At 67.7% G+C, this 16,336-nt stretch carries 12 protein-coding genes; 7 read left to right on the forward strand and 5 right to left on the reverse strand.

Annotated features, from left to right (window positions below):
* The 5 genes from EK403_RS07460 to EK403_RS07480 all read right to left on the reverse strand — a co-directional run.
* A partial coding sequence (locus EK403_RS07460; protein ID WP_164919529.1) for a GcvT family protein occupies positions 1-2,441 on the reverse strand: 2,441 nt, incomplete at its 3' end.
* Positions 2,438-3,319: a choline kinase family protein gene (locus EK403_RS07465; RefSeq protein WP_128776868.1), complete on the reverse strand. Its 882-nt coding sequence runs from the start codon at positions 3,317-3,319 to the stop codon at positions 2,438-2,440. The genes EK403_RS07465 and EK403_RS07460, both read right to left, overlap by 4 nt.
* Positions 3,320-3,488: 169 nt before the next feature.
* Complete coding sequence (locus EK403_RS07470; protein WP_245479563.1) at positions 3,489-5,504, reverse strand: ABC transporter permease; 2,016 nt, start codon at positions 5,502-5,504, stop codon at positions 3,489-3,491.
* Positions 5,501-6,532: a quaternary amine ABC transporter ATP-binding protein gene (locus EK403_RS07475; protein WP_128776869.1), complete on the reverse strand. Its 1,032-nt coding sequence runs from the start codon at positions 6,530-6,532 to the stop codon at positions 5,501-5,503. Before EK403_RS07475 ends, EK403_RS07470 begins: the two co-directional genes overlap by 4 nt.
* A 214-nt stretch (positions 6,533-6,746) precedes the next feature.
* Positions 6,747-7,694 (reverse strand): ABC transporter substrate-binding protein, encoded by a 948-nt coding sequence (locus EK403_RS07480; protein WP_128776870.1) that lies wholly within the window; start codon positions 7,692-7,694, stop codon positions 6,747-6,749.
* Between the two features lie 155 nt (positions 7,695-7,849).
* Here EK403_RS07480 and EK403_RS07485 point away from each other — a divergent pair, with 155 nt between their 5' ends.
* The 7 genes from EK403_RS07485 to EK403_RS07515 all read left to right on the forward strand — a co-directional run bounded on the left by EK403_RS07485 (position 7,850) and on the right by EK403_RS07515 (position 16,247).
* Entirely contained in the window at positions 7,850-8,641 is a 792-nt protein-coding gene (locus tag EK403_RS07485; RefSeq protein ID WP_128776871.1) for a DeoR/GlpR family DNA-binding transcription regulator, read from the forward strand.
* Between the two features lie 316 nt (positions 8,642-8,957).
* The gene (locus EK403_RS07490; RefSeq protein ID WP_128776872.1) at positions 8,958-10,574 is read left to right on the forward strand and encodes a trimethylamine N-oxide permease; all 1,617 of its coding nucleotides are present in this window, start codon (positions 8,958-8,960) and stop codon (positions 10,572-10,574) included.
* Positions 10,575-10,654: 80 nt separating this feature from the next.
* Positions 10,655-11,248, forward strand: coding sequence for a dimethylamine monooxygenase subunit DmmA family protein (locus tag EK403_RS07495; protein ID WP_128776873.1), 594 nt, complete (start codon positions 10,655-10,657; stop codon positions 11,246-11,248).
* Complete coding sequence (locus tag EK403_RS07500; protein WP_128776874.1) at positions 11,245-12,207, forward strand: PDR/VanB family oxidoreductase; 963 nt, start codon at positions 11,245-11,247, stop codon at positions 12,205-12,207. Before EK403_RS07495 ends, EK403_RS07500 begins: the two co-directional genes overlap by 4 nt.
* Before the next feature lie 189 nt (positions 12,208-12,396).
* Positions 12,397-13,437, forward strand: a complete 1,041-nt coding sequence (locus EK403_RS07505; RefSeq protein ID WP_128776875.1) for a heme-dependent oxidative N-demethylase family protein — start codon at positions 12,397-12,399, stop codon at positions 13,435-13,437.
* Between the two features lie 190 nt (positions 13,438-13,627).
* Positions 13,628-14,758: an aminomethyl transferase family protein gene (locus tag EK403_RS07510; protein WP_128776876.1), complete on the forward strand. Its 1,131-nt coding sequence runs from the start codon at positions 13,628-13,630 to the stop codon at positions 14,756-14,758.
* Positions 14,759-14,882: 124 nt separating this feature from the next.
* Complete coding sequence (locus EK403_RS07515) at positions 14,883-16,247, forward strand: NAD(P)-binding domain-containing protein (RefSeq protein ID WP_128776877.1); 1,365 nt, start codon at positions 14,883-14,885, stop codon at positions 16,245-16,247.
* The last annotated feature ends 89 nt before the right edge of the window (positions 16,248-16,336 follow it).

A 16,336-nucleotide genomic window follows, 5' to 3' on the forward strand; every position in this document is an offset into this window, starting at 1 on the left:
CTCTTGATGCGCGACATCAACGGGTCGTAGGGCGGCTTGAGGAAGGGCGTCGCGGGCACGAGGTCGCCCGCGACATCGAGCTGATAGTCGCCGGACATGACGTATCCGGCGTCGACGCCGCCGGCGTCGCGCACATAGCCATAGCCGACGGGCTTGCCGATCGTGTGCCCAAAGCCGCCGCTCGCAAGCCAGCCGACGCGGCGGCCGTCGCGGAGGATGGTTTCGCGGCCGAGCAGGATGACGTCCGGGTCGTCGACCGTGAAGCCCGCGAGCAGCCGCGGAAGCGGACGTCCCGCCTCCGCCGCAAGCGCCTCGCGGCCAAGGAAGTCGATGTTGCTCTTGAGCTTGGTGGCCCAGCCGAGCCCCGCCATGCGGGGCGTGTGGTCCGGGCCGATCTCCGCGCCCCAGGCGCGATAGCCCTTCTCGAGCCTGAGCGTCTCGATCGCCCGGTAGCCCGCGAGCGCGACGCCATGCGGCCGCCCCGCCTCCATCAAAGCCTCGTAGACGGAGACCGCGAACTCGGCCGGGACGTGAAGCTCCCAGCCAAGCTCGCCCACATAGGTCACGCGGAGCGCCAGCACGGGCGCGCCCGCGACCGTGATGGTCCGGCACGTCCCGAACGGGAAGCCGTCATTCGAGACGTCGTCCTCGGTGAGCGCCGACAGCACGTCGCGCGCCCTCGGCCCGAACAGGCTGAGCACCGCCCGCGAGGAGGTGACGTCAACCAGATGCGCGTCGCAGTCTGTCGGAATGGTCTTCGCGATCCAGTCGAAATCGTGGGTCGCGAAGCCCGTGCCGGTGATGATGTAGAAGCGGTGCTCGGCGAGCCGCGCGACGGTCAGGTCGCACTCGATCCCGCCGCGCGAGTTCAGCATCTGCGTGTAGACCAAAGACCCGACGGGCTTCGTGACGTCGTTGGCCGCGATCCACGACAGCGCCCGCTCGGCGTCGCGCCCGACCATCAGGAACTTGGCGAAGGACGACTGGTCGAACAGCGCCACGCGCTCGCGGCAGGCGACGTGCTCGCGCCCGACAGCCGCGAACCAGCTCGGCCGGCCGAAGGAGTAGCGGTCTTGGCGCTCCTCGCCCTCGCCCGCGAACCAGTTCGGCCGCTCCCAGCCGAGTTTTTCGCCGAACACGGCGCCCGCCGCCTTCAGCCGGTCGTAGAGCGGCGAACGGCGCAGCGGGCGGCCGCTGTCGTGCTCCTCGGACGGCCAGGCCATGGTGTAGTGCTTGGCGTAGGCCTCGAGCGTGCGGGTCCTGACCCAGTTTCCGTCGCCATGGTTCGCGCCGAAGCGGCGGATGTCGACGGGCCAGAGATCGTAGGGCGGCTCGCCCTTGGCGACCCATTCGGCGAGCGCCATGCCGGCCCCGCCGCCGGCCGCGATGCCGAAGGCGTTGAACCCGCAGCCGACGAACACGCCTCGGACTTCGGGCGCCTCGCCGAGGATGAAGTTGCCGTCCGGCGTGAAGCTCTCCGGCCCGTTGATCAGCTGCTTGATCCCTGCGGTCTCGAGCGCCGGCACGCGGCCGAGCGCGAGCTCCAGCGTCGGTCCGAAATGGTCCCAGTCGCCGTCGAGCAGCGAGAACGCAAAATCCTTGGGCAGACCGCCGGGCGTGTCCCAGGCGACCGGGTTCGGTTCGTAGCCCCCGAGCACGAGGCCGCCGACCTCCTCCTTGTAGTAGGTCAGCCGGTCGGGATCGCGCAGCGTCGGCAGGCCGCGGGTCACGCCCTCGATCGGCTCGGTCACGACATACTGGTGCTTTACCGGGGCGAGCGGAATGTTGACGCCGGCGAGCTTGCCGAGCTCGCGGGACCAGAGGCCGGCGCAGATCACCAGCGTTTCGCAGGCGACGCGGCCCTGGTCCGTGACGACCGCCCTCACCCGGCCCTGCTCCACCTCGATCGACGTCACCGAGACCTGCTCGCGGATCGCGACGCCCGCCATCCGCGCGCCCTTGGCGAGCGCCTGGGTGATGTCGGTCGGGTTCGCCTGCCCGTCGGTCGGCAGGAAGGCCGCGCCGACGACGTCGTCGACGCTCATCAGCGGCCAGAGCTCCTGCGCCTCCTTCGGCGTCAGAAGCTGCATCTCAAGCCCGAAGGAGCGCGCGGTCGCAGCCTGGCGCTTCACCTCCGTCCAGCGGTCGGGATTGCAGGCGAGGCGAAGGCCGCCGTTCCGCTTCCAGCCGGTCGCAAGCCCGGTGTCCGCCTCGAGCGTTTCGTAGAGGCGGACGGATTCACCGAGCAGCTGGGTGATGTTGGCGTTCGTCCTGAGCTGCCCGACGAGGCCCGCCGCATGCCAGGTCGAGCCCGAGGTCAGCCGGTCGCGCTCGATGAGCAGGACCTCGTGGCCGAGCTTGCCGAGGTGATAGGCGGTCGAGCAGCCGACGATGCCGCCTCCCACGATCACGATCCTGGAGGATGCTGGGAGGTCGGTCATGCGCGGTCCATGTCGTCGAGGTCTGCAAGGGCGCGCTCGAACCGGCCGAGATTCTCGGCCGTGTAGGCGCGGTAGTCGAAGTCGAGAGAGGAGTGGGCCTCCGAGACCATGCTCCAGAGGCTCTCGCGGAGCAGCGAGGCGACCAGCATGGCCTGCAGCCTGAGCCGCAAGGCGTCGTCGGGCTCGCGCCCGTAATAGATGGCGAGCAGCGCGTCGCGCTCGCCGGCGTCGAAGCCGTTGTTGGAGGCCAGTCCCCCGAGGTCGAACAGCGGGTCGTTGAAGCCGGCGTAGTCCCAGTCGATCAGCCAGATCTTCCTGCCGTCGTCGATGAAGTTGCCCGGCAAAAGATCGTTGTGCGCGAACACGATTTCGGCCGGCCCGGCCAGCCGCTGGATGCGCTCAGAGATGTTTTCGAGGCGCGGCAGGTCGCCTGCGAGGCGGTGGCCGTGGTCGCGCAGCGTCGCGACGTAGTTCCGCAGGATGTGGAAGGTCCAGAAGGCGAGCGCCGGCCCTCTGAGATGACGGGTGACCTCGCGATGCGCGGTCCGGATCAGCTCGGCGACCCGCGGAAGTTCGGCCCGGACGTCGGCCTCGCCGAAGGTGCGGCCGTCGATGTGGTCGATGACGATCAGGCCCGGCTCGAAATGCCTGAGCGCCGGCGAGACGCCGGCCGCCTCCGCCGCCATCGCGGCCGCCCGCTCGTTGAAGCGCATGACGTTGTGGACCGGGATGTCCTCGCCCATCCGCACCACGAATTTTTTTCCCGAATCCTCGACCACGAAATTGCGGTTTGTGATGCCGCCCGTGAGCGGCTGCGGCTCGACCTTGGAGCGCCAGATCGTCAGCGCGCGGATGCGGTCGAAGGGATCGCCGCTCACGCGGACCTCCCGAGGCCGTCGCGCCAGACGCCCCCTCCACCGCTTCGCGGTCCCCCTCCCCCGCTGACGCAGGGGAGGAGCGAAGCGGCGCCGTCCCGGGTCCTCCTCCGCGCCAGCGGAGGAGGGGGACCATCGCGATAGCGATGGTGGAGAAGGCCCGGCGCGCCGTTCATCGCCCCAGCCCCATGCGCCGCTTGGTCCGCTCGGCTGCGGCCGAGATCAGCCGGTCGGCGATGATCCCGATGAAGGCGACGCAGAGGCCGGCCACAAGCCCCTTGCCGATGTCTGCCTTGGCGAGCGCCGAATAGGTCTCCTGGCCAAGGTCGCGGGTGCCGACCAGCGCGGTGATGACCAGCATCGAAAGCGCCAGCATCACGGTCTGGTTGATCCCAAGCAGAATCTCGGGCAGCGCGAGAGGGAGCCGCACGCGCGTCAGGATCTGGCGGCGCGTGCAGCCGTTCATCACGGACGCGTCGACCAGCGCCGGGGGCGTCCGGGCGACGCCATGCGCCGTGTAGCGGATCGCCGGCGCGACCGCATACAGCACGATCGCGATCAACGCCGTGAAGTCGCCGACCCGGAACAGCATCACGATCGGGATGAGGTAGACGAAGGAGGGCAGCGTCTGCAGCAGGTCGATCACCGTCTCGACCGCGCGCCAGAGCCGCGGCCGCGTCGCCGACGCGACGCCGACCGCGACGCCGATCAGCGCCGCGACGACGACGGCGAGGCCGCACAGATAGACGGTCAGCATCGCGACCTGCCAGAGGCCGACGGCCGCGATGAACAGCGACAGGGCCACGGTCAGCGCGGCGAGCCTGAACCCGCCGAGCCGATAGCCCGCGATCCCCACCAGCGCCACGACCCAGACCCAGGGCAGCGCCAGCGCGAAGCGCTTCACGGGGGCGAGCAGGTTGAGGAACGCCCAGGCGCGGATGGCTTCCAGCGTCGAGAAGAACGTGACGTTGATCCAGCGGACGAGGTCGTTCCAGTAGGGCGCCGTCGAAAGCCGGAGCGCCTCCGGGTAGCCGGCGATGTCGGGCTTCAGCGCGGCGGCGAGCCAGAGCAGCGCGGCGACCCAGAAGGCGCCGGTCAGCAACCGCCGCTTCCTCGCCGCCCGCTCCGGGTCGCGCTCCGGCGCGCGCGCGGACTTGGTCGCGAGCGCCTGCGCGAAGCGGTCGAGCAGGATCGCGAGCACGGTGATCGCGAGCCCCGCCTCCAGTCCGGCGCCGATGTCGAGGCGGCGGAGCGCCGCGAGCACGTCGAAGCCGAGGCCGCCGGCGCCGATCATCGAGGCGATGATCACGACGTTGAGCGAGAGCATGATGACCTGGTTGACGCCCACCATCAGCGCCGGCAGCGCGCTCGGCACCAGCATCTTCCAGGTGAGCTGCGCCCTCGTGCAGCCGGTCATCGCGCCGAGTTCGCGGATCTCCGGCGGCACCGCGCGGATCGCCAGGGTCGTCACCCGGATCATCGGCGGCATGGCGTAGACGATCGTGGCGATCATCGCCGAGACCGGCCCGAAGCCGAACAGGATCAGCATCGGCAGCAGATAGGCGAAGACCGGCATGGTCTGGGCGAGGTCGAGCAGCGGCGAGACCGCCCGTTCGACCCAGCGCCAGCGCACGCAGGCGAGGCCAATCAGCAGACCGCCCGCGGCCCCGAGCGCGCTCGAGACCAGCACCGAGGCGAGCGTGACCATCGCGCTCGGCCACTGGCCGAAGACCGCGAGATAGCCGAGCCCCGCGCCCATCAGCAGAGCGAGCCGCGCGCCGCCCGCCCAGTAGCCCGCCGCGACGCCTGCGATCAGCGCCGAGAACCACGGGATGGCGGGCGCGAGCGAGACGGTCTCGGCGCCGCGGCCCCAGCCGATCCCTCCCGCCAGCACCGCCTTGGCGGCCGCGAGCGGTAGGTCGAGCACCCAGGCTATCCCGCGCGTGAGCTCGCGCACGGTGAACACCCCGAAGGTCGCGCTCTCCATCAGCCAACGCATGAAGGCCGAGATCTCGGCCGCGACCGGGACCTGCCAGGCCGCCGGATATCTGGTCATCCAGGCCGGCAGCGCGCCTGCCGGCAGCGAGACGAGCACGACGGTCGCGGCGAGCAGGGCCGGCCACAGCAGCCAGCCGAGCGGCGCGCGGCGGCGCTCGGCCGCCGGTTCGCCGACTGCGGTCAGGCTCACGCCGCGGTCTTCCGCTCGCGGCCGACCAGCACGTCGATCATCGCGAGCCTGTCGACGATGCCGATGACCCGGCCATCCTTCACCACCGCGAACGGCTTGTCGGATTGCTCGACGTCGTGGGCGAAGGCGGCGATGCGGGCGCCGGCCGCCACCTCCCCTGCGAAGTCCGTCGTCTCCCCGACCGGCGCCATGACGGAGCGGGCGGTCAGGATCTTGGCCCGCGGCGCGTCGCGGGTGAAGGCGCGGACATAGTCGGTGGCGGGGTTGAGCACGAGCTCCTCGGCCGTGCCGATCTGCGCGATGCGGCCGTCCTTCATGATCGCGATCCGGTCGGCGACCCTGACCGCCTCGTCGAAATCATGGGTGATGAAGACGATGGTCTTCTTGAGCAACGCCTGCAGGCGCAGCACCTCGTCCTGCATCTCGCGGCGGATCAGCGGGTCGAGCGCCGAGAACGGCTCGTCCAGGAACCAGAGGTCGGGGCCGACCGCGAGCGAGCGCGCGATGCCGACGCGCTGCTGCTGGCCGCCCGATAGCTCGCGCGGGAAATGGTCCTCGCGGCCGGTCAGTCCGACCAGCGAGATCATCTCGCGCGCCCGCGCCTCGCGCGCGGCGCGCGGTCGGCCCTGCACGTCGAGCGGGAACGCGACGTTTCCCAGCACGGTGAGGTGCGGCAGCAGCGCGAAGTTCTGAAACACCATGCCCATCTTGTGGCGGCGGATGCGGATCAGCTCCGCCTCGGACATGGCGAAGAGATCGCGACCCTCGAACAGGATTTCGCCGGCGGTCGGCTGGGCGAGGCCGGCGAGGCAGCGCACCAGGGTCGACTTGCCCGAGCCCGACAGGCCCATGATCACGAAGGTCTCGCCGCGGCCGATCGAGAGTTCGACGTCGAGCACCGCGGGGATCAGGCCGACGGCGGCGAGCTCCGCCGCCCCCGCGGTCACGCGGCCGTCCCTCACGGCCCGGCCGGCGTCGGCCCCGAACAGCTTCGAGACGTTTCGGCAGGCGAGGATGGGGTCGGTCATGGGGCGGCCCGCCTCAAGCATCGATCAGAGCTGTCGAGGCCCCCTCACCCGGATGACTTTGTCATCCGACCTCTCCCCGCCGGGGAGAGGTGAAGGACGGCGCCGCTCGCCACCTCTCCCCGGCGGGGAGAGGTCGGCCCGAAGGGCCGGGTGAGGGGGCCTATGGCTTTCAAAGAGAGCGTTCGAGCGCAAAGCCCCAGGCGTCAGACGAAGCCTACTGCAGCCACTTCTTCCAGCGATCCTCGTTCTTCGCCATCCACTCGTCCACCACGGCCTCGACCTTCTGGCCGTCGAGGTCGACCTTGGCGGCGAGCTCGCCGATCTCCTTGTTGTCGAACGCATAGGCCTTCACGGCCTTATAGGCGCCCGGCCACTTGTCCTTCATGCCGGCCCACACGGCCTTGTAGATCGGCCCGCGGGGCTTGGCGCAGTCGTACTTTGCGTCCTTGTTGATCCCCCAGACCGGATCGTCGTAGCATGCCTTCTCGTAAGGCGGGAACTTGATCCACTCGCCCTGATATTTGATCGGCGCCCAATGCGGCGCATAGATCCAGAGCAGGATCGGGGCCTTGCGGTCATAGGCGGACTGCAGCTCGGCGAACATCGCGGCGTCGGTCCCGGCGTGCACCACCTCGAAGGGCAGGTCGAGCGCCTGCACGCGCTCGTCGTCATAGCCGCCCCAGGTCACCGGCCCACCGAGATAGCGGCCCTTCGGCGCGGTCTCGGGGGTCGAGAACACCTCGGCGCAGTCCTTCAGCGCCTTCCAGGCCGGCAGGCCCGGGCACTTTTCCTTCATATAGGAGGGGTACCACCAGTCCTCGATCGCCTGCATGCCGGTCTCGCCGACATTCTCGACGCCGCCCGCCGCGATCGCCTCGTCCATCGCATCCTTGGCGGTCGTGGCCCAGACCTCCATGGCGACTGTCAGGTCGCCGGTCCGCATGCCGGCGAACTGCGCGAGATAGTCGGCCTGGACGTAATCGACGTTGTAGCCGGCCTTCTTGAGCGTCTCGCCCATGATGCGGGCGGTGACCAGCTGGCCGGTCCAGTCGTGAAGCGTGACCTTGATCGGATCGCGGCTTTCGGGCGCCGCGAGCGCCGCGCCCGCCGTCAGCGCCAGGAACATGCCCATCGTCAATGCGCGAATGAGACTGCGAAGCATGCCCGTCTCCCGTCCTGACGTCTCTGAAGGATCGTCTTGTCTCCGTCACCAAAATCAACAAACGAGGGGAAAGTCCACATTATTTGTGGCGTTCTCCGCACATTTCCGCGATAAACCCACAAAATGCCCACGCCTAAAGCAGGAAAAGCCTCGAAATGACCCAGACTCCCCGCCAGCGCGCGATCCTGGATCTCGTGCGCGACGAGGACGTGACCCGCGTGACCGACCTCGCGGACCGGCTCGGCGTCTCGGACGAGACCATCCGGCGTAACGTCAAGGCGCTGGTCGACGGCGGCGTGCTGACCAAGACCCATGGCGGCGTCGGCCTCGTGGAGCAGCTCGTCGACGCGCCGTTCCTTCAGCGCCTCAGGGTGAACGCCGACGCCAAGCGCGCGCTCGCCGAGACCGTCGCGGACCAGGTCGCGGACGGCCAGGTGGTGATGATCGACACCGGCTCGACCACGGCCTTCGTGGCCCAGGCGCTCGGCCGCCGCCGGGATCTGACGGTGATCACCAACTCGCTCGAGATCGCCCGCCATCTCGTGGGCCGCAACGGCAACCGCGTCTACATGGCGGGTGGGGAGCTGCGGGCCGACCTCGCGGCCGCCGTCGGCGCGGAAGCCGTGGCCTTCATCCAGCAGTTCCGCGCCGACCTCGCGATCCTGTCGATCGCCGGGATGGACCCGACGGGCATGTTCACCGATTTCGATCTCGATGAGGCGCGCGTGGCGCGCGTCATGATCGACGGCGCGGCCAGGACCATCGTGGTGGCGGACGAGAGCAAGTTCGGCCGTCGCGCGCCGGTGACGATCTGCCGGCCGGACGAGGTCGACGCGGTCGTGGTCGACGCTCCGCCCCCCGCCGAGATCGGCCGGTGGCTTGACGCCGCCAATGTCGAGGTCATGCTGGCCGCCGAGATCGCCGGACGGGAGCCCGCCTCGCATTGATGTGCCTAAGGCGCGCAAACAGCCTAATTTTTGTGCGATAGGGCGACTTCACCTAAAGGATAATTCGTTTCTCCATACGAAATATTGCTTGATTTCAGAGGCCTTCGGCAGGTCGGCGCAGGCATCGCTCCGGCGCCAAATTTTTCTTCTTGCGAAACAAAGTTGATGCTGATGAGATCGCCTCGCCGAGGGGGCCGGCGGACGATCCTCATCGTCCCTAAGCCTGCGGGCGCGGCCTCCGCGCCGACGCCCGCCGCGCAGTGAAACCGCAGCGCCGCGGCAAGACCGGCGCGAAGCAGGGGACGCGGGTGAAGCCATGACAATCGCAGTGACAGAAGCCGGCGTCGCAGACGATCGCGTCTTGCGCCGAAGCATTTCCTGGACAGGAGCCTTCTGGGTCGCGAGCGGCGTGCCGCCCCTCGTGCTGTTCTCGATCGGCGGCATCGCTGGCACCACCGGCACGGTCGCCGCGGCGATCTGGGCCGCGTCGATGTTCATGGGCTTCCTGCAGTCCTTCGTCTACGCCGAGATCGCGGGCCTCTTCCCCAACAAGTCGGGCGGCGCCTCGATCTATGGCGCGGCCGCCTGGGTGCGCTACGCCAAGCCCGTCGCGCCGCTCTCCGTGTGGTGCAACTGGTTCGCCTGGTCGCCGGTGCTCTCGCTCGGCTCCTCGATCGCGGCCGGCTACATCCTGACCGCGGTCGCGCCCGACGCGACCTCGGGCTTGAGGACCTGGACGCTGTTCGCCGGGACGCTCGGCCCGGTGTCGTTCTCGTTCAACGCCGCCTTCTTCATCGGCGCGGCGCTGATGCTGCTGACCTTCTTCATCCAGCACCGCGGCATCCTCGACACCGCCAACACCCAGAAGCTGATTGGCGTGCTGGTCATCATCCCGCTCGCGATCGTCGGCATCGCGCCGCTGCTGCAGCACGGGGTCAACTGGAGCAACTTCACGCCCTTCGTGCCGCTCGCCGAGGCCTACAAGCCCGAGCCCGGCTCGTGGAACATCGCCGGCTGGACGCTCGTGCTCGGCGGCATGTTCATCGCGGCGTGGTCGACCTACGGCTTCGAGACCGCGGTCTGCTACACCTCCGAGTTCAAGGATCCAAAGAGCGACACCTTCAAGGCGATCTTCTTCTCGGGCCTGCTCTGCATCGGCTTCTTCGTGATCGTGCCCTTCACGTTCCAGAGCGAGCTCGGGCTCACGGGCATGCTCGAGACGCCGATCGTCGACGGCTCCGGCGTCGCGTCCGCGCTCGCCCACATGGTCGGGGGCGGTCCGATCATTGAGAACGCGCTGGTCATGCTGATGATCCTGGCGCTGCTGCTCTGCATCATGACCGCGATGGCGGGCTCTTCACGCACGCTCTATCAGGGCTCGGTCGACGGCTGGCTGCCGCGCTACCTCAGCTTCGTGAACCACAACGGCGCGCCCACCAACGCGATGTGGACCGACCTCGTGGTCAACCTGATCCTGCTCGCGATCGCCTGCGCCGACGCCACCTCGTTCTTCTTCATCCTGGCGGTGTCGAACTGCGGCTACATCATCTTCAACTTCCTGAACCTGAACTCCGGTTGGATCCACCGGATCGACAACGGCCACATCGAACGGCCGTTCAAGGCGCCGACCTTCATCATCGCGCTCGGCGCCGTGTTCGCCTTCGTCAACGCGGTCTTCATGGGCGCCGGCGCGAAGGTCTGGAACCCGATGGCGCTGTGGGCGGGCCTTATCACGGCGGCGCTCATCATCCCGGTGTTCTTCTTCCGACACTACGTCCAGGACAAGGGCAAGTTCCCGGCGCGGATGCTCGAGGATCTCGGGGTCGGCGAACACCACGAGATCAGCAAACGCAAGGCCGGAATGCTTCCCTACCTCACGCTCGCCGGCGGCGTCGTGACGGTGCTGATCGCGAACGCGATCTTCACCTTCTGACCAGGTCCGGGACCCGGCGCGAAAACCGCGCCGGGGTCCTTCTTCAAACTCGATCGACGCATAAAAGGCGAAGACCTCTCGTGCCTATCAAGAGCCGGCCGATCTATCCGGGACTGAAACTCGACCAGCGGGCGCGCCGCCATCTGGTGGCCGCGGAAGGCGAAGGAGCCCTGGCGGTTCTCGCCATCTTCGAGGGCAAGGGCGACGCCGCGGCGTCGGCCACCATCGTGTACACGCCGGGCGGCTCGGCGGGCGAGGATCACGCCGAGAAGCTCGCGGACCTCAAGCCCGACGCGCTCCACGTGATGCCGAGCCAGGAGACCGCCATCGTGCGGCTGAACGGCCTGCTCGGCAACGCCGCGATGGGCACGCGGCTCTATGCGGCCGGCGTCGAGGGCTTCATCGGCAAGGTGATCGCCTCCGGGCTCGAGCACGGCGTCGACCATCAGTCGATCTACACCGAACACTGCGGCTCGCTCGCGCGCCGCGTCCAGTGCGTGCACTGCAAGGGCATGACCGAAAACGTGACCGCGACGCCTTTCACATGCAGCCATTGCGGCCTCAATTTGTTCGTCCGCGATCATTACTCGCGGCGGCTGGCGGCCTTCCAGGGCGTGGTGGTGGACTGCGAGACCCCCGGCGAACTGCCGGAGATCGAGGAGCTGTACCGGTGAGCGGCGGCGTCGAGATCCCCGTCCGCGTCTCGCGCGTCGAGCAGGCGACCGCGACCGTCAAGCGCTTCAGCCTCGAAGCCGTTTCGGGCGAGCCGCTGCCGCTCTATTCCGCCGGCTCCCACGTCGTGGTGACGATGGCGGCCCCGGACCGGAAGATCAAGAATCCCTACTCGCTGATCGACCGCGCCCCGGACGGCTCGACATACCGGATCGGCGTGCTGCGCACGAGGGACTCGCGCGGCGGCTCGGCCTTCATGCATGAGCGCGTCGAGGTCGGGACGGAGCTCTCGATCACCATGCCGGTCAACCTGTTCCCGATCGTGCGGACGGGGCGCAAGCACATCCTGGTCGCGGGCGGCATCGGCGTCACGCCGATCTACGCCATGGCCGAGGAGCTCCGTCGCCAGAACCTTCCCTTCGAGCTGCATTATGCGATGCGCGACGCGGCCTCCGGAGCTTTCGCGGACGAGCTGGTCGCCCGCCATGGCGACAAGGTCCGGCTCTACCGCGACGACGCCCAGGAGATCATCGCGGTCGACAGGATCCTGTGGCGCCAGCCGCTCGGCACGCATCTCTATGTCTGCGGACCCGAGGGCATGATCGACGCGATCCTCGCCGGCGGCCGCGAGGCGGGCTGGCCGGACGAGAACCTGCATTCCGAACGCTTCATGGCGCATGTCTCGGGCGAGCCGTTCTCGGTCAGGCTGGCCAAGGCCGGCGTCACCACCGAGGTGCGGCCCGACCAGAGCCTGCTGGAAGCGATCGAGGAGGCCGGCGTCGACGCGCCGTATCTGTGCCGCGGCGGCGCCTGCGGGCAGTGCGAGACGGCGGTGCTCGAGGCCGACGGCGAGTTGATGCACCACGACCATTTCCTGACCGAGGAAGAACACGCCTCGGGCAAGAAGATCATGACCTGCGTGTCGCGGCTCAAGGGCCGCGAGCTGGTGCTGGACCTGTGACGATGGTGCCGAACGTCCTGCACAGATCGTCTGCGTGCTTCGAGACGCCTCGGCTGCGGCCGAGGCTCCTCAGCATGAGGAGCGTGGAGGTGGCAGGCGCAGTCCTCCTCATGCTGAGGAGGCCCGAAGGGCCGTCTCGAAGCACGCAGCGCCGTCGATCCCATCCCTTCGTTTGAACGGAGCCGCCCGATGACGATCCAGTTCAAGAAAGAGACGTTCCGCGACGACTTCACCTTCTCGAACAGTCCGGAGGCGATCCGTCGCTTTCCGTTCCCGTTCGACAAGGACCAGTACATGTACGCGGTCAACATCGAGCAGCACATGCCGGGGCCGGAGAAGAGCCCCTACGAGTTCCCGATCGACATCGACGAGCACTACGTCGCCGAGATGGAGGATCGGGCGCTGGTCCTGAAGCAGGACCCGCTGCGCTGCCAGTCGCTGCCGCACATGATCACGGCGGAATGGGACCTCGTCGAGCTCCTGATGGAGTCGATGGCGAAGAACTATCCGGAGCACTTCCAGCTCACGCGCGACGGCGACCGCTGGCATTGGGTCAACCAGCCGCTCGGCATCGACCAGCGCTTCACCTTCGGGGACACGGCGACCCTGCCCTGCCCGCCGATGGAATACATCACCCGGCAGTGCCAGGGCGACTTCAACCTGCTCGACCAGCGCCACGACAATCTCTGGATGGACGCCGGCATCGTCACCACCCAGGCCGACTGGTCGCTCGATTTCGACATCGGCATGAACTTCATGGAATGGCACGCGCCGGTGCCGATCGCTCACGACCTCGGCGTGTTCGACCGGGCGCTGAAGTTCCTGCTCAACCTGCAGCAGGGCCGCCCGGTGCGCCGGCTGAACTGGACGATGACGATCAATCCGCGGCTCGACACCAGCCCGGAGAACTACCACAAATGGGGCATCGACCGGACGACGGTGACGCCCGAGAACGTCGGGAACAAGGTGCACCTCCGGGTCGAGCTGCAGGCGCTGTGGCGGCTGCCGCGCTCGAACGCGATCGTGTTCTCGATCCGCGCCTACCTCATCAAGATGGAAGAGCTGGTGACCATTCCCAAATGGGCGCGCCGCTTCCACCGGGTGCTGCGCGACCTGCCGCCCGAGCTCGCCGACTACAAGGGCCTGACCCGCTACCGCGAGACCACGGTGGACTGGCTGTCGAAATATGACGATGGCGCCCCGACCTCGCCGGGCTTCTTTCCGGACTGAGGAGACCCTCGCGCCACCCGACTGCGTGCTTCGAGACGCGGTCCTGCGGACCGCTCCTCAGCATGAGGATCGTCGAGTTCCGGCATCCTCATCGCGCCTCATCCTGAGGAGCCCGCGAAGCGGGCGTCTCGAAGGACGCACTCCGTCGATCCCGACTGACGATAATCGAGCCCGTAAGAGGAAAACGCCCATGGGACCCGAAGACTTTCCCCGCAAGAACGCCCTTCAGTCGATCCATCAGGCGCTGGGCTCGAAGCTCGACAGCGACTGGAACGGCATGCCGATCCCGCAGCATTACTCGACCGACGCCTATGACGAGGTGGCGACCGTCCGCTCCAAGGCCGGTCTGTTCGACGTCTCTGGCCTCCGGATGATCAACGTGTCGGGCTCGGACGTCGTCGCGGTTCTGAACCGGATGCTGACCTCCGACGTCGGCAAGCTGAAGCCCGGCCAGTCGGCGATCTCCAACATCGTCGACGAGAACGGCTCGCTGATCGACGACGTGCTGGTCTATCGCGACGGCGAGACCGAGTTCCGGCTGAGCCATGGCGGCGGCGGGCTCGAGGACGTCATCGACGGCTTCTTCCAGGGCTCGCAGTCCACATGGGCCAAGGACGACGATGTCCACATCCTGTCGCTGCAGGGGCCGCTCGCGCTCGACATCCTGAAGCCGCACGCCGAGGCGGACCTCTCGGAGATCAAGTATTTCCAGCACGTCCGCACCAAGCTGTTCGGCAGGCAAGTCTCGATCGGCCGCGGCGGCTACTCGGCCGAGCGCGGCTACGAGGTGTTCTGCACGGCGGCCGACGCAGCCTTCCTCTGGGACAAGATCATGGAGGCCGGAAAGCCCTTCGGGATCTGCGCTGCGTCTTGGGATTGCCTCGACATCGTCCGGGTCGAGGGCGCGCTGCTGTTCTTCCCCTTCGACATGCCGAAGGGCGACGAGACGCCCTGGGAGGTCGGCGCCGACTGGACCGTCGACCTCACGAAGCCCGACTTCCACGGCAAGGCCGCGCTCGAGAAGAGGAAGGACGAGGTTCGGGTCTCGAATGTCGGCATCGAGATCGACGCCCATGAGGCGATTGAGCCCGGCGCCAAGATCTTCAAGGACGGCAAGGAGGTCGGGACAGTGAATTCGACGACCTACAGCCGCCATCTGATGAAGTCGATCGCCCTCGGCCATGTCACGCCGGACCTGAAGGCCTGGGGCACGCAGTTGAAGGTGAAGTCCTCGGCCGGCGAGTTCGACGCCCATGTGGTGCGCACGCCGTTCTACGATCCGCACAGGCTCCGCACGCATCCGCTCGAAGAGCGGGCGTGATCCCGGAATTTCTTGAAGTGAAACTTCGTTGACACCCAACTTTGGCTGACCGAGCATTCCGGCCGCCCCTCGGGCGCCGGCGCCGGAGCGGCCTTCGCCGAAGACCTCGAGGAGGGACGGGCAAATGACCAAACGGATCGCGGTGATCGGCGCTGGGCCGAGCGGGCTTGCGGTGCTTCGCGCCTTCGAATCCGCGCGGGCGAAGGGGACCGAGGTCCCCGAGGTCGTCTGTTACGAGAAGCAGGAGAACTGGGGCGGGTTGTGGAACTACACGTGGCGCACCGGACTCGACGAGTTCGGCGAGCCGGTCCATGGCTCCATGTACCGCTATCTGTGGTCGAACGGCCCCAAGGAGTGCCTGGAGTTCGCCGACTACTCCTTCGAGGAGCATTTCGGCCGGCCCATTCCGAGCTATCCGCCCCGCGCGGTGCTGCACGACTACATCGCCGGCCGCGTCGAGAAGTCGGGGGTGAGGAAATACTGCAAATTCAACCACGCCGTCCGCGACGTGGAGTGGGACGCCGAGACCGAAAAGTTCACCGTGCAGGTGAAGGACCTCGTGGCGAAGAAGCACCTCAGTGAGGAGTTCGACTACGTCTTCGTGTGCAACGGCCACTTCTCGACCCCGAACGTGCCGGTCTTCGAGGGCGTCGAGAAGTTTCTCGGCCGGGTGCTGCACGCCCATGATTTCCGCTGCGCCGACGAGTTCGCGGGCAAGCACGTGCTGCTGATCGGCTCGAGCTATTCGGCCGAAGACATCGCGACCCAGTGCCACAAATACGGCGCGAAGCAGATCACCTTCAGCTACCGCACCAAGCCCATGGGCTTCGAATGGCCGGAGAGCTTCTCGGAGCGGCCGCTGCTCACCAAGGTCGTGGGCAAGACGTGTTACTTCAAGGACGGCTCGACGGCGGAGAACGTCGACGCGATCATCTTCTGCACGGGCTATCTCAACCACTACCCGTTCCTGCCCGACGATCTCCGGCTGGAGACCCGCAACCGCCTGTTCCCGCCGAACCTCTACAAGGGGATCTTCTGGGAGCCGAACCCGCGGCTGATGTATATCGGCGCGCAGGACCAGTTCTACACCTTCAACATGTTCGACGCGCAGGCGTGGTACGCCCGCGACGTCGTGCTCGGCCGCATCGCGCTGCCGGACCAGACCGCGATGCACGCCGACTCGGAAAGCTGGGTGCGCCGCGAGGAGGCGCTCGAGGACGCCGAGCAGATGATTGACTTCCAGACCGACTATGTCCGGGAGCTGATCGAGGCGACCGACTATCCGCGGCTCGACGTCGACGAGGTCGCGCGACTGTTCAAGGAGTGGGAGCACCACAAGGTCGAGGGCATCCTGACCTATCGCAACCGTTCCTATCCCTCGACGCTCACCGGGACGGTCGCGCCGGTGCATCATACGCCGTGGATGGAGGCGCTCGACGACTCGCTCGAAGCCTTCCTCAACCAGCCCAGCCAGCAGGCCGCGGAATAGGAAAGAGCGGCGCGTTCTTCCCTTCTCCCCTTGAGGGAGAAGGTGGCCTCGGCGAAGCCGAGGTCGGATGAGGGGTGCGGGCGGGGCCC

This window comes from Hansschlegelia zhihuaiae, assembly GCF_004103825.1.
Classification (GTDB): Bacteria; Pseudomonadota; Alphaproteobacteria; order Rhizobiales; family Methylopilaceae; genus Methylopila; species Methylopila zhihuaiae.

Coding starts and splice junctions, on each gene's coding strand:
- EK403_RS07475 (WP_128776869.1), bottom strand. CDS start 6,532: ATGACCGACCCCATCCTCGCCTGCCGAAACGTCTCGAAGCTGTTCGGG.
- EK403_RS07480 (WP_128776870.1), bottom strand. CDS start 7,694: ATGCTTCGCAGTCTCATTCGCGCATTGACGATGGGCATGTTCCTGGCG.
- EK403_RS07485 (WP_128776871.1), top strand. CDS start 7,850: ATGACCCAGACTCCCCGCCAGCGCGCGATCCTGGATCTCGTGCGCGAC.
- EK403_RS07490 (WP_128776872.1), top strand. CDS start 8,958: ATGACAATCGCAGTGACAGAAGCCGGCGTCGCAGACGATCGCGTCTTG.
- EK403_RS07505 (WP_128776875.1), top strand. CDS start 12,397: ATGACGATCCAGTTCAAGAAAGAGACGTTCCGCGACGACTTCACCTTC.
- EK403_RS07510 (WP_128776876.1), top strand. CDS start 13,628: ATGGGACCCGAAGACTTTCCCCGCAAGAACGCCCTTCAGTCGATCCAT.
- EK403_RS07515 (WP_128776877.1), top strand. CDS start 14,883: ATGACCAAACGGATCGCGGTGATCGGCGCTGGGCCGAGCGGGCTTGCG.